This is a genomic window from Apilactobacillus xinyiensis, from assembly GCF_019656235.1.
GTDB lineage: Bacteria > Bacillota > Bacilli > Lactobacillales > Lactobacillaceae > Apilactobacillus > Apilactobacillus xinyiensis.
In genome coordinates this window covers 15,655-31,091 of record NZ_BPLL01000011.1, presented here as the reverse complement: position 1 = coordinate 31,091, position 15,437 = coordinate 15,655, and the positions used below count along the sequence as shown (strand labels likewise).

Sequence of the window (15,437 nt, the reverse complement as noted above, 5' to 3'; positions counted from 1 at the left end):
TTTAAAATCATTCTCTTTTTTGTTTACTCTGGTTAAAAGCAATCATAATCCAGGTTGATAAAAATATTATCCATGCAATTAACGCTATTAACATTAATACGTAAACATATTTTTTAGCATTATATTCAATCGTAAGTGTATTTTTACCCTTTTTTGATTTAACTATTATAGCGCCAATAGATGAAGTTTTAACATCTTTGACATGAATGCCATTTAAAGTCACTAAAGTATGTTTATATTTTACTACTGGAACTGTAATCAAACTACGATGTTTAGCGTTCCAGGTAACATTTAAGCGACCATTATAGTCAATTAAGTATTTAAATTTGTGGTTATGATTAATAAATTCTAAATTGTATAAACGATATGGATGTAAGTTGTAATACTTTTCTGCATTATATTTTTCAGTAACCGGTAGATAATCCGGGGTTCCCTTATCCATAATGTCAAAAACTTTATTCATTTTAGGTTCGACAAAAGCATTTCTAATTTCATGTGGGGAAAAATGTTTTTTAAAATAAACATTACTATTAGTAACAATAACTTTATCAGAATGCCATGCATCAATTTGTTTATATTGATTATTAAGAATCTGCGCATAATTAGTTAGAATTAATAACAATGCCATGAATGAAATTTTTAAAATATGATTGCTTAAAATTAAATTACTACTTATTAATTTCCCAAAAAGCAATAAAATTAAAATATAAGCAACTGTTACAAATCGTTTTGGAGTTTGAATATTAAACGCTAAACTAGGCACTAATTTTTGTAGATAATCCCATGGAAACAGATGCGTAGAAAGCAATAAGAATAAGAATCCAACAATTCCAGAAATTTTTAATATTAAGTTAATTGAATTAAATTTCCAGATAAAAATTATTAATGAAAAAATAATAATCACTAAAAAAGTTAATGGAATAAATTGAACAACTGATGCATGTAAAAAACTAAATCCTACTGTTCCAGTACTTAAATGTTCTCTAGGAAAAACTGGCAACAAATGATTAGAAGTAAAGGCTTCCAACATTACTGACCACACATTGGCAGTTAAAATTAATGTGATTAAAATAGATAAACCTAATTTTTTAACGATTAATAAACGATTGCTATTTTTTACAAATGCCATTACAAAAAATGGAATTAAAGCTAGTGCTGAAATTAAACTAGTCATTACATGAATTTGTAAGACTAAAGCCATTACAAAAGATAAACTGAATACATTAATATCCAATTTTTTTAGCATCATCGTTCCCTGCAAAAGTATTAGCGGTGTCACTGCCGCACCTAATCCGGTAAATTGATTTCCATTAACCCATTCCATTACTGGCGGACATAACATGAAAAGCAAGCCAACAAAGGTAGCCAAAACAATGCTAATATCATTTTTCCTGCATAGATAATACATTGATGAGCCGGCAACGAACATTACCATAATCGATGTAATAATCTGAAAATGAAACCAACTGCCAGCTAATAATACTATTATGCCCATAAAGTACGCTAATCCCGGACCATAAAGACTATTAACCATTCTACCTGAATGTTCAAATCCAAATTGAGATATAAAATAATTAAAGTGCCCCGTTTTTATTTGCATCGCTGTATCATAAAAACGGTTCATGTGAAAGATCGTATCTACTCCAACAATAGTTGCTCGATTCATAATTTGCGGCAATACAAAACAAATAGCAATTATTAATATTAGTAAGTAAGGCCAAGTTCGGCAAAGTCTATTTTTTAGAATAATACTTAACTCCCTTCACACCAAATTTAATAACTAAATAGCCAATTAGAATAATCCAACTAAATGAAGTTAACCACAGCAACATAGTTAACCATCTGGCCGGTTCATACTTCAGTTTGATAAAACTTGCACCTGGTTGCAAATTTAAATAAACCGAACCAATGTGTGAAGTTTTAACTTTATTTTGCAGCTTATCATTTACATATATTTGAGTATTGTGATATTTGATAACTGGTAATTCAACCGTTTGAACTTTATCACTAGCATTATTAAATTCCATTATTAAATTACCTTTATTATCAACTGAACGTTTTAAGGGTAATTTATTATTAATAACGCGATCATCATAATTACCATAGGGATGATAATCAAAATAATTAGTTGGGGTTACCTTATAATTTATCGGCAAATAGTCAGGAGTAGCTTTAGTTAATGCTTTAATAGCATATTCTACATCCATACTACGCAAACTATCTCTTAATCGATTATTGTTATAAGACTGATAATGCACATTATAATCGTTATATAAAACTCCTGGAGATTGATAGGCTTTTACACCTTGGCGAATTAACGTTGAACCCTGTAAAAACACTAAAATTGCTACTACAAATGGCAAAATCATTTTAATTCCATTAACTAGTTTTAGCTTAGATGTTTCAGTCATTATCATTCCAAAACACAAAATTAATAGAATAAATGCTATCACTGAAAATCTACGTGGCATTTGAATAAAATATGCAATTCCTGGAACTAATTTGTAAAATGTGTTCCACGGAAATAAACATGATGAAATCCAAAGAAAAAACATTCCATTTAAAAAAGTAACATGACTAATTAGCGTGATTTTTTTCCAGAAAATAATAAAGTATGCAATCACAAAAATAATAATGCATGAATAAAGTGGGTTTAGTACAAAAACATTTTTACCAAAAAATGCAATAGAGTCAGAAGCCATTTCTGTTTGTGGTGCAACCGGTAATAATTTATTATTACTATAAACTTCTAACATACCACCCCACACATTAGCGGTTAAAGCTAACGTTATGAAGACTGCAATGATTGCATTTAAAAACATGCGCTTGCGATTTCCAGAATAACAAAATCCATATAAGAAAAATGGTACTAACGCACAGGCACCAATCAAACTACTCATAATGTGTGTCTGCAATAAAAGCGTCATCGGTATTGCTAATAATAATATTTTTACGCGATGGTTTTTAGCCATGTCTAAACCAGAAATCATCAACAATGGCAATAAAGCTGCTCCCCAACCGGTAAACTGTTCACCCACTACCCAAGCCATAACTAAGTTGGACAACATATAAATAATAGCCACTACTAATGAATTAAATTTATCAATATTTAAACGACTAGCTAAATGATACATAGACGATCCACTTAAAAATAAAACGATAGTGGAAGATAAAAGTTGGTATCTAAACCAACTTCCACCTATTATTAGTAATAAGCCATTAAAATAAGCTGAAAGTGGTCCATATAGTGGATTTACCATACGTGCTGATTGTTGAAATCCAAATACTGATAAAAAGTAATTATATTTTCCTGTTTTCATCTGCATTGCTGTATCATAAAAACGATTCATATGAAAAACAGAATCAATTCCTATAATCGTTGACTTAGATACAATTTGCGGTAATAACAATAAAATTGTCACTGCAAATATTAAAAGATATGGAAACAATCGAGAAGCTCTTTTCATAAGGATTAGCTTCCTTTCTAAAACTATAGACTAACTATTCTTATCAATATCTAGTTTACGATGTGAACGTTGTAAAATAAAAATAGCTAGTATAACTAGGCAAGCGCCTAAAACTTTAATGAAATTCAAACCAGTATTAAAGAAAATAAAACTTAATATGAAAGTTACAACTGGTTGAACTGCATCCACTAAACTTACCGCTTCAGATGGTGCAAATTTTAAAGCATGCAATATAATTAGAAATGGGAGAATCGTCCCCAACAAAATAATGGCACCAATGCCCAATACGGTTGGCAAATTCAATGCTGGAGTTTTTACCCAAATAGGTTGATGCAAGTTAAAAACAATTCCCGCAATAAAAGTTCCCCAACCTAACACTACAACAGGAGGATACTTCTTTAAAACTGGTCTAGGCAAAACTACATAGAAAGCAGCTGTAACTCCAGACAACACTCCCCAAATCAATGAGTTCATTGGAATGGATAATTTATGAATGTCACCTTGTGTAATTGATAGAAAAACTCCTAACAATGAAATTAGAAAAACAATCATGTCTGATTTCATTGGTCGACGATGTTGAAACAAAATGGCCCCAATTAAAATAAAAACTGGTGATAAGTACTGTAAAATGGTTGAAGCATCAGCATTACCAGTCTGTACACTTAAATAAAAAGTCATTAAATTAGCCCCTAGTCCAAAAACACCATAGGCTAATAACCAAAAAATAACCGATTTATCTTTCCAAACGTCAAATATATGTTTTCCATACATAAAACTACCAATTAACAATAGAAATACTCCGGATATAATAGTTCGTGTAGATAAAAACCAGCCAGCTGGAATAGAGGCGTTTTGTGATACAAATTGTAGAATTGTACCTGACGTTCCCCATAAAGCAGACGCCAACATTGCCCACATAATTCCCTTTATAATATTAGTCTCTAAAATTCCTTTTTCATTTTCCATTTTTTCACCTCAAAAAAAATAAAACCATGTTTAATTTTAAATTAATCTAGTTAAAAGTCAATCTAACTAAAAAGCCAAGGCCTTAATTGACCTTGGCTTTTATATTAATCTAATTTAGCTCGTTTTTGATGTGACTTTTGTAAAATGTAAATTGCCACAATAATTAATGCTGAACCTAAAACTTCAATCATATCTATTTTTAAGCCTAGGAAAATAATACTCAAAATAAATGTCACTACTGGTTCAACAGCATCCACAATACTTGATACTTCTGATGGAGCAAATTTCAAACTATAAAGCACTGCTGAGAATGCAAAAATAGTTCCAATTAGAATAACTCCACCAATTCCAAAAACAATTCCTGGCGTAATTTTAGGTGCATCAACCCAGAATGGGTGGTAAAGATTAAAACCTAAACCAGCAATTAAAGTTCCCCAACCTAATACTACAAATGGCGAATTGTCTTCCATTAATTTTTTAGGAACTGAGTAATAAATAGCAGCTGATACAGCTGATAAAAGGCCAAAAACCACTGAAATCATTGGAATGGATAATGAGTGAAAATTACCCTTTGTAATAGCTAAAAATACTCCAGCTAGTGCAATTAAAAATGATACAATATCTACTAACATAGGTTTCTTTCTTAAGAAAATTACCCCATATACAACAATAAAAATTGGTGCTAAATATTGTAAGATAGTAGCTGATGCAGCATTACCAGTTTGAATACTTACATAAAAAGTAGACATATTAACTGCTAAACCAAAAATTGCATAAACAAACAATCTAATAATAGATTCTTTATTTTTAAAAACATCAAAAATTCTTTTGCCAACATGTATATAACCAATTCCTAACAATAAAATACCGGCAAAAAGCGTTCTAACTGATATAAACCAGTTAGTTGGTACGGCTTCGTTTTTAGCAACGAATTGCATAATGGTACCGGATACTCCCCATAAAGCTGCGGCTAATCCAGACCAAAAAATACCACGCATAACATGTTCATGTTTCATTTCCATTTCTTACACCTCAAATAAAAATTACTTCTTATTACTTACGTTTAATTTACTATGTGAAATTCCATATCCAAAGTAAATAACCAAACCAATTATAAACCAAATTATAGCTATAAGCCATGTTTCAGCAGGTAATTGCGTCATTAGACCTATACATAATAAAGTAGAAATGATTGGTAAAACCGGATAAAAAGGTACTTTAAAACCGTCTTTATTATCAATATCTTTACGCTTACGTAATGGAATTACTCCGATTGATATGAAAGTAAAAGCAATTAAAGTTCCAATGTTAACTAAACTAGCTAATTTGCTTAGTGAAACGAAACCACCCATAAAAGCAATAATAATGGTTACGATAACCACACTATGTTTTGGAATGTTATTTTTAGGATTAATTTTACCCAAGAATTTAGGTAGCAATCCATCTCTTCCAATAGAATAAATTAATCTAGAACTACTGTAAATCATTGTAACCATCATTGTGAACATTCCAGCTAAAGCACCTACAGCAATAATTCCTGATAATTTACCTTGACCAACTACTTGCAAAGCAAATGACACTGGATCAGAAACATTTAATCGACTGTAATGTACCATTCCAGTTAATACGATTGAAACTAACATGTAAAGGATTGTACAAATAATTAAGGTTCCAAAAATTCCAATTGGCATATTTCTTTTTGGATTTTTAACTTCAGCAGCAGAAGATGATACACAATCAAAACCTAAATAGGCAAAGAAGACAAGCGAGGCCCCTTTAAATATTCCAGAAGTTCCAAATGGTAAAAATGGTGTCCAATGACTTGGTTTAACATAGAAGAAACCTACCACAATGAATAAAAGAATAATTGCTATTTTCACAACTACGATAATACTATTAATTCTTACAGATGATTTTAGGCCAAATGATAAAATCCAAGCAATTAACAGAACAATTAGTACTGCGAATAAATTGAAATACGTTCCATTAGCCGGATCATAGAATCCGGTCAAAGCTTTAGGTATGTGAATTCCAAAACCACCCAACAGTGATTGAAAGTATGCCGACCATCCCGAAGAAACGGCAGCTACCGATAACATGTACTCTAACACTAAAGCCCAACCTAAAATCCAACCAGTTAGTTCACCAAAAACTACACTTCCGTATGAATATGCACTTCCGGCAATTGGTAATGCTGATGAAAATTCAGCATAACATAATGCACTAGTAGAACAGACCAAGGTTGCTAATAAGAATGAAATTATAATTCCTGGACCAGTGTGTTGAGCGGCTACAGTTCCAGGTAATATAAAAATACCGGTACCAATTACTGCCCCTACCCCTAGCATAATTAAATCTTTGGCTGTTAAAGTTCGTTCTAATTTATTATCACGAGCCAAGTAATTATCTAAGGATTCTTTTTGATTCATTCTTGAAAAAATACCTGATGTTTTCCCCATAAATATCCCCCTTAAAATAAAACGATAAAAAAAAATCGCACTAGCTAGTTATTCACCGCTAGTGCGAAAAAACACTAGCCAAACAACTTACTCATAAGTTATCTGACTAGTGTTTTAGAAGTTTTAGTAAGACACACTTTTAAAATTTCTTCTTCGAACTAGACAAGATAACTAGAAAAATTAAAGAAGAAATTATTAAAGCTGTATATAGATGTTGGTCTATAAATTGTCATACTATACCTCCGTTATTTATATCGTTAAATTAATTTAATGTAATTCTACACAATTTCTAATTTAATTGCAAGCAAAAAGCCCTTTTTATAAAAAGGGCTTTTTTATATTACTTTGTGTGCTTACCTTCGCCATAAGTTAATTGAATTAAACTTGGAATTGTAATTGGAATTATAATTACCAAAATAATCAAACCAACAATTACACCTAAAGCAACTTGAATTAACGTTAACACTCCTGATGGCATTAACGCAGCAAAGGTTCCACCTAAAATAACTGCCGCAGAAATAACTACGGTTCCAATAACTGAACATGCATGAATAATTTGTTGTGCAGGACTAGCATCAACATTGTGATATTCACGATATTTCATCATTAAGAAGATACTGTAATCTACTCCTAGAGCAATTAACATTACAAAAGTAAAGAATGGTGTGTTCCATGTCAACAGATTTTGACCTAAGAAAGCTCCGCTAATCATTTTAGTAATTCCCAATGAAGCTACGTAAGCAAATAATAATGTACCTAGAATGTACATTGGTTGCAAAATAGATCTAGTAATTACAATCAATGCCAAAGTAATTCCGACAATCATAATGATGGCTGTTCTAATAAAGTCTGAACTAGCAATCTTTCTAGTATCAGAAATATTAGCAGTTTGTCCACCAATAGCTACAGTTGATGAGCTTAAACTAGTCCCTTTCAAGTTGTGTTGAACTTGGCTTTGCAAGTCGTTAACTTGATTCATTGCAGCTTCAGAACTTGGATTGTTGTTTAAAACAACTGTTATCTTAGCAGTTTTCTTATCTTCTGATAGATAAGTGTTTACCGATTCATTAAATGTTTCACTCTTTAATACTTTATTTGGGATGTAGAATGTGTCAGCAGCTTGTGATTTACCCAAGGCTTTTAGATATTCATTAGATTGACCCATTCCATTACCAATTTGTTTAAGACCCTTATTAGCCTTTTTCAATTTAGCTTCCATAGCTTTTAATTGTTTAGCTAAGGTCTTGGTATCATTACCAATACTTTGAGTATCAGAAGCAATACCTTGTAAACCACTAACCGCTGATTGTTGTTGACTAGCTTGTTGTTGTAAAGCCATCGTTAGAATTCTAACTTGTGCATTAGATAATGGTTGCTTTACTGCGGCCATTTGTTTTTGTAATGCCTTAACAGTAGTCCCTACTGATTGACCACTAGAAGCAGCTTGCATTGATTGTAATGAACTAGCAATCGATTGAGCTGATTGACCAATTCCTTCCAATGCAGATGTATCAAAGGATGAACTAGTAGCTGCTTTATTAATCTTGTTCAAACCATTCTTAGCTTTTCCCATTTTACTAGTCAAATCGCCAAGTTGGTCACTAACATATAATTGATCAACGGGCATTCCACTAGGTTGAGTAACTGATGCTGCTGTTTTAATTCCCTTTTGATTGCTCAATTGGGTAGTAACACGATCAATTTCATTCAAATCTTTTTCGTTATCTAAACGATGATTAGATTTAATATAAATAGTTGATGGTTCAGCAGTTCCTTTAGAAAAGTGGCCTTGAACAACCAATAAACCTTGTTTAGAAGGTACATCATTATGCAATTCTACAGTATCATCATAGTTTAAATTATTGTGATAACTAACCATAAATGGCACTGTAACAATTAAAGCAATTACTAAAGCAACAATTGGTTGCTTAGTAGATACTTTAGAAATCCATTGCCAAACTTTATTTTGACCTTCACCATTAAAGTTTTTGGATGGCCAGAAAATTTTCTTGCCTAGTAAGGACATAAAGAATGGATTTAAAGTTGTCAAAACTAATAGCAATACAGCTACACCTACTGCAACACCTACTGCAGAACGGTAAATAGAGAAGTTCGCTAACCCTAAAGTAGCAAAACCAATTAAAACTGAAAGTCCTGAGAATAAAATCGTTTTGCCCGCTACTTTTCTTGCATGAATTGTCGCCGTAACGTTATCTTTACCTTCACTCAGTTCCTCTTTAAACTGGTTATATAACAGAATATTGTAATCGGTCCCTATTCCGAATAAAACAACCACTAGGAACACTCTAGTAAAGTTAGAAAGTGGGAAATTAAAAGCTGACACTAAGTTCATTACAATACTTAATGAAACAATTAATGAAACCCCTACGGTTAATAGTGAAATCAATGGAACCACTGGTGAACGGAACACTAAGATTAGCACAATTAAAATAAAAATAGCTGCAATAACTTCAGTCTTTTTAATTCCATTTTCAGTCGATACTCTAAAGTCATCGTTTAAAATATCTCCACCAGTAACATAAGTATAAACACCTTCAGTAGATACTGAATTAGTTAACTGCTGGTTAATACTTTGAATCGAACGGTCTTTAGTAACGTTCAATTGCACTAATTCAGTCGTTTTATCCTTAGAAACTAATTGTTTTTGGGTTGCAGCATTATCAAATGGTGCTGTAATCCCCTTTATTCCATATTTGTTTTGATTGTCACGCAACTTTTGAATGGTGCTGTTAATGTTGTTTTGTTGTGTACTATCAATTGCCTTATTACCAGTATTAAATACTACAACTGCTTCAGTTGTATTACTGATATTGTGTCCCCATCCTTTTTGAATGGATTGAGCAACTTGGCTTTGCATATTGGATGGTATTTTAGTTTGCCCTTTTTGACTAACAAGCGTCGACATATTTGGCAAATATATAATACTTAAAATCACAACTACTAACCAAGCAATTGCAACACCAGAATATTTTTTAATAAAATTTGGCATGTTATTAGTCCTTTCTTTTAGCTTTCCTCTGTATCAAAACTAATCAATTGATTAGGAGCTATGTGTTGTGAAGCAATAATGATTTTAGCAATGTCCATTGGTTTTTCTGGACTATCTTTTTTTAACCAAAAAATAACAATATCCATTAAACAATCCATCATTAACTCTTTAATATAATCTTTGGGTACTTTTGGATTGTATTTAACTTTTCCAGACATATCATTAAAATATTGATCCACTACTTTGTTGAATAATTTTTTAGTTTTACCCACAAAAAAAGGATCGCCCTTTTCACTTAATAAAGCTGCCAAAAGTTGACGATTATCATAAAAGTAGTTCAATGCCTTGATAACGACTGCAGAAGGTGCATCTGTTATATCTTTTTGGTAGTTATTTCGTAACTCTTCTGGCATGAACTTAGTTAATAACTCTTCTATATCCAACATTAATTTAGTTTCAACCTTGTTCAATAAATCAAATTTATCTAAATAATGAATATAAAAAGTTCCACGACTTATTTTGGCTTGTCTAGTTAAATCAGTAACTTTAATGTTGTTAAAACCCTTTTGGTTAATCAAGATAATAAGCGAATCAATTATTGCTTGTTTAGTTTTTAATATTCGCTCGTCTTGCTTCAATCACTCACCTCCTAATACAAAAGTATACAATGACTAATTATATTCATTTCAATAAACAAGTCAACACGGTGTTCATTATTTTTATAAAATTAAAAAGTAGCCAGCTGACTAGCTACTTTTTCTAGCACCTAAAGATAAAATAAAGACTGTACTTAGAATTAAAATCCCGCCAAATATTTCATAAATATTGAAATCCGTATTTAAAAATAATATTGTTCCCAATGTAGCCGATAATGGTTCGAAAGTGTTCAATAAGCCAGCTACCGTAGGTGAAATAAATTTCAAACTATTAATAAAACATAAAAAGGAAGTCATTGTACCAAACAATACAATAAATGAAACCCCTAAAATAGTGCCTAGATTAAAGTTAGGTGCATCATGCCAAAATGGATGAATAATGGTAAAAATGACCCCACCGATGACCATGGCCCAACCAACTACCAATAGTGAACTAAATTTTTTCAATAAATTAATTGGTAGCATGGTTTGAATGGCTCCAGAAAATGCTAATAACAAGCCTAATGTTAGTGCTACATCAGTTATAGCTAGATGCGTTAAATAGCCTTTAGTAACTAAAAACCAAGTTCCAATCAAAGCCACTATCACAGCTGTTAATTCATATTTACTAGGCGCATGTTTGTAGATAATTACCGTTAAGATAACTATAAAAATAGTTCCTAAGCTTTGCAAAATAGTTGCCGTCCCAGCATTACTAGCTCTTACCGTTACTAAATATAAATATTGAACTGCTGAAAGTCCAAATACCGCATACAGTATAAAAACCATAATGTTAGTTTTTCCATGCCAGATTCTAAAAATATTTTCATGTTTAAAAAATTTAGTAAATAGTAATATTAAAATACCGGAAATACCCATTTTCACTCCCATTAGCCACTCAGGAGATAAATGATTGTCCGCAAATAAATACTGTGAAACTGGTCCTTGAATTCCCCAAAGTAAAGAACCAAATATTGCTAAAAAGGCTCCAAAAGCTTTCTTATGTACTTTCAAATTTAAAACTTCCCATCATTTAATTGTTAACTTTTGAATTATAACATAATAAAAATGCATACCACATCGAGTGTAGTATGCATTTTTAAATACTTTCAATTAATCTTTGTAGTTTTCAGGTGAATCATCCCAATGATCTACCTCGTCTACGTATTCGCCACCATGCCATGCAAAGTTTTCATACCATAGACTACGTTTACCTTTATCTAATTGATTAATAGCTTCCATTTCAGCATCAGATAATTCGAAATCAAAAATATCAGAGTTTTGAATAATTCTTTCCTCATGTGATGATTTAGGAATTGTTACAAATCCACGTTGCCAATCCCAGCGTAAAATAACTTGAGCTGCAGATTTATTATGCTTTTCAGCTATTTTATTAACTTCTGGGTTAGATAAAGCTTCTCCACCGCCAAGTGGTGACCAAGCTTCTAATTGAATTCCAGCATGGTTGTTGAATTCTAAAATACCCTTTTCTTGATTAATTGGATTAGTTTCCATTTGATTAACAGCTGGTACTATGTCAGCATGATCTAATAAATCTTGTAAACGTTCATTATCAAAGTTAGATACACCAATTGCTCTAATTTTGCCTTGACGATACAAGTGTTCCATTGCTTTCCAAGTATCAACATATTTGCCATCGACTGGCCAATGTACCAAATACAAATCTAAATATGTTAAATCTAAACGTTTTAAAGTTCCTTCTAAAGCGTTGATGGTACTTTCATAACCTTGATCACCATTAAACAACTTAGTAGTGATAAATAAATCTTTACGATTCATACCAGTTTCAGCTAGAGCTTCTTTAATTCCTTCACCTACACCAGTTTCATTACCATATTGCTTAGCAGTATCAATTAGATGATAACCCTTTTTAATTGCTGTTTTTACAGATTCTTTTGCGCTTTTATTATCAGTTTTCCAAACACCTAAACCTAACTTAGGCATTTTTACACCATTGTTTAAGGTGGTTGTTTGTTCTAGACCTTCTAATCTATCCATGAACTTATTCCTCCTTTTAAATTACTACTGTATTATGCTATCGAAAATATGCTTATAATTCAACAATCCTGTCTGCATTAATTTAAACCATCGGTATGCTTTTCGATAAAATGCCAAGCTGAACTAATAATCTTTTCAATACTTTCGTATTTAGGTTGCCAGTGCAAAACTTTACGTGCTTTAGTTGAATCTGCAATTAATGTTCCTGGATCACCAGGTCTTCTATCAGCAAATTCAGCTGGAATTTCTTTATTAGTAACTCTACGCGCCGCATCAAGAATTTCCATGTTTGAAAATCCACGTGATGAGCCTAAATTAAAAATATCAGATTTACCACCATTTAAGAGATATTGCATTGCTAAAATATGCGCATTGGCTAAATCGACAACATGCACATAGTCTCTAACGTTAGTTCCATCGTTAGTGTCATAATCAGTTCCATAGATTTGTAATTTATCACGTTTACCCTCAGCTACTTGCAAAACAATTGGAATTAAATGCGTCTCTGGATTATGTTGTTCACCAATAATTCCATCGATACTTGCACCACCAACATTAAAATAACGTAAGGCTATTGAATTAATTCCGTAAGCTTGGTCTGCCCACTTCATTAATCTTTCAATAATTAGCTTACTTTCCCCATATGGATTAGTGGGATTAGTAGCATCACTTTCTTTAATTGGAACTGCTTTAGGTTCACCATAGACTGCTGCTGATGAAGAAAATACTAAATTCTTAACTTTATATTTTTCCATCATCTCTAGTAAAGTAATCATTCCATAAACATTGTTATCAAAGTATTTAATTGGATGTTGCATAGATTCGGGTACTACTGAACTACCTGCAAAATGAATAACTGCATCAATATTCTCTTTATCAAAGATTTCACTCATGAATTCTTTATCACGAATATCACCTTCATATAATCTAGCTTTAGAATTAACACTTTTAGCATATCCAGTTGCTAAGTTATCAACTACTGCAACATCGTATCCATTTTTAATTAAATCATTAACCGTATGTGAACCGATATATCCGGCTCCTCCTGGAACTAAAATAGTCATATTGTTAAAACTCCCATCAAATTCATTAACTCTATTATTTATAATATAAATTAATTAATCAAGAATAAATACTTTAATTATGATTAGATAATAAAAAAAGACCTAAAAAGGTCTTTTTTATTATTCACTATATTTTTTGAATGCAAGTACAGCATTATGACCACCAAAACCAAATGAATTACTGATAGCAGTTTTAACATCTGATTTTTTGTTATCTTCATTTACTAAAGTAACATCACATTCAGGATCTTGTTCTTTAACACCAACGTTAACTGGCATTTGACCACGATTCAATGCACCAACTGTAATTACAGCTTCTAAAGCACCAGCAGCACCTAGAGCATGACCAGTCATTCCCTTAGTACTACTTACTTTAATATGATCATTGTCACCGAACAAAGTACTAATAGCTTTAGATTCAGCAGAATCATTAGCATGTGTACTAGTTCCATGAGCATTAACGTAGTCTAAGTCAGAAGTTTTAATGTCACCTTCATCAACTGCTTGTTTCATAGCAGCAATGGCACCGGCACCATCAGGTCTAGGAGCAGTCAAATGATAAGCATCACTTGTAGTTCCATAACCTACGATTTCACCTAAAATCTTAGCTCCACGAGCTTTAGCATGGTCATAATCTTCAAGGATTAATGTACCAGCACCTTCACCCATAACAAAACCATTTCTGTTCTTATCAAATGGAATTGAACCGCCTTCAACAGTTTCAGATGTTGATAATGCAGATAAAGCAGCAAAACCAGCAATTCCAAGTTCATTAACTGAAGCTTCAGAACCACCTGTAATCATTAATTTGGCTTTACCATTTTTGATATGTTCGTATGCATCACCAATTGCATTAGTTCCAGAAGAACAAGCAGTAACAATTGCTTGACTGGTGTTTCTAGCATCTAAATTAATAGAAATGTTACCAGCAGCCATGTTAATAATTGAGTTAGGTACGAAGAATGGTGAAACACGACCTGGACCTTTTTTACTCATCTTAATAGCTTGTTCTTGGATAGTTGTTAAACCACCAATTCCTGAACCATAAATAACACCTAAGTCATAAGGGTTATAATCACCCTTACTCAATCCAGCATTTTCCATAGCTTCCATGGCAGAGTAAACAGCATATCTAGAAAAGTTATCCATACGTTTAGAAACTTTTTTATCTAAACGTTTTAGTGGGTCAAAATCGTTTACTTCTGCAGCTAATGTAACACCAGTTTCACTAGCATCAAAATGCGTAATTGGAGCAATACCTGTTTTAGAAGCAAAAATACCATCTAAAAATGAATTTAAATCATTACCTAAAGGACTAACAGCACCCATTCCGGTAACTACAACTCTATGTTGTTGCATTTTAATGTCCTCCTTTATTTACGTTTAACATCAGGAACGATGAAAGTTAATTGTGCTTGGCAAGCTTTCTTGTCATCAACGTATGCTGTACAATCAACAACTCCCATGTTTTTCTTTTGTTTACCCATGATGATTTCAAAAGTAATTACATCACCTGGTTTAACCATTTTTCTAAATTTAGCGTTTTTAATTTCACCCATGTAAGCTGTCTTATCTTTATACTTTTCACTCTTAAGAATTAAAATAGAAGCAGCTTGTGCCATAGATTCAATAATTAATACTCCAGGCATTACAGGGTTACCAGGGAAATGTCCTTGGAAGTAATTTTCATTAATTGTAACGTTTTTAGTTGCAACGATTTTTTCGCCAGGAACTAATTCTTCCACCTTGTCAATGTATAAAATAGGGTAACGGTTAGGAATTAAATCCATAATTTCTGTTGTGTTTAGTACGCTCAA

The 15,437-nt window shown here is 32.1% G+C and carries 12 protein-coding genes; all 12 read right to left on the bottom strand.

All coding sequences use genetic code 11. The annotated features are described in order from the left end of the window. Nucleotides 1-7: 7 nt before the first annotated feature. Complete coding sequence (locus K5Q11_RS03730; protein WP_220728406.1) at nt 8-1,666, bottom strand: putative glycosyltransferase family protein; 1,659 nt, start codon at nt 1,664-1,666, stop codon at nt 8-10. 67 nt (nt 1,667-1,733) lie between these two features. Beyond that, entirely contained in the window at nt 1,734-3,467 is a 1,734-nt protein-coding gene (locus K5Q11_RS03725) for a putative glycosyltransferase family protein (RefSeq protein ID WP_220751278.1), read from the bottom strand. Between the two features lie 30 nt (nt 3,468-3,497). Continuing rightward, on the bottom strand, nt 3,498-4,433 hold the full coding sequence (locus tag K5Q11_RS03720; RefSeq protein ID WP_220751277.1) for a DMT family transporter: 936 nt from the start codon (nt 4,431-4,433) through the stop codon (nt 3,498-3,500). 104 nt (nt 4,434-4,537) lie between these two features. Next, nucleotides 4,538-5,449: a DMT family transporter gene (locus K5Q11_RS03715; protein ID WP_220728460.1), complete on the bottom strand. Its 912-nt coding sequence runs from the start codon at nt 5,447-5,449 to the stop codon at nt 4,538-4,540. A 27-nt stretch (nt 5,450-5,476) separates the two neighbouring features. Next, the gene (locus K5Q11_RS03710; RefSeq protein ID WP_220751276.1) at nt 5,477-6,892 is read right to left on the bottom strand and encodes an amino acid permease; all 1,416 of its coding nucleotides are present in this window, start codon (nt 6,890-6,892) and stop codon (nt 5,477-5,479) included. Nucleotides 6,893-7,232: 340 nt separating this feature from the next. Beyond that, the gene (locus K5Q11_RS03705; RefSeq protein WP_220728410.1) at nt 7,233-9,902 is read right to left on the bottom strand and encodes an MMPL family transporter; all 2,670 of its coding nucleotides are present in this window, start codon (nt 9,900-9,902) and stop codon (nt 7,233-7,235) included. A 17-nt stretch (nt 9,903-9,919) separates the two neighbouring features. Further along, a complete protein-coding gene (locus K5Q11_RS03700; RefSeq protein WP_220751275.1) occupies nt 9,920-10,540 on the bottom strand; it encodes a TetR/AcrR family transcriptional regulator in 621 nt (206 codons plus the stop codon). 108 nt (nt 10,541-10,648) lie between these two features. Then, nucleotides 10,649-11,551, bottom strand: a complete 903-nt coding sequence (locus K5Q11_RS03695; RefSeq protein ID WP_220751274.1) for a DMT family transporter — start codon at nt 11,549-11,551, stop codon at nt 10,649-10,651. A gap of 99 nt (nt 11,552-11,650) precedes the next feature. Further along, nucleotides 11,651-12,556 carry an aldo/keto reductase gene (locus K5Q11_RS03690; RefSeq protein WP_220751273.1) on the bottom strand — a complete coding sequence of 302 codons (906 nt, stop codon included), beginning with the start codon at nt 12,554-12,556 and terminating at the stop codon, nt 11,651-11,653. Between the two features lie 77 nt (nt 12,557-12,633). Further along, nucleotides 12,634-13,620: a UDP-glucose 4-epimerase GalE gene (gene galE, locus K5Q11_RS03685; protein WP_220751272.1), complete on the bottom strand. Its 987-nt coding sequence runs from the start codon at nt 13,618-13,620 to the stop codon at nt 12,634-12,636. Between the two features lie 120 nt (nt 13,621-13,740). After that, nucleotides 13,741-14,979: a beta-ketoacyl-ACP synthase II gene (fabF, locus tag K5Q11_RS03680; protein ID WP_220728415.1), complete on the bottom strand. Its 1,239-nt coding sequence runs from the start codon at nt 14,977-14,979 to the stop codon at nt 13,741-13,743. Between the two features lie 14 nt (nt 14,980-14,993). Next, complete coding sequence (fabZ, locus tag K5Q11_RS03675) at nt 14,994-15,437, bottom strand: 3-hydroxyacyl-ACP dehydratase FabZ (RefSeq protein WP_220728416.1); 444 nt, start codon at nt 15,435-15,437, stop codon at nt 14,994-14,996.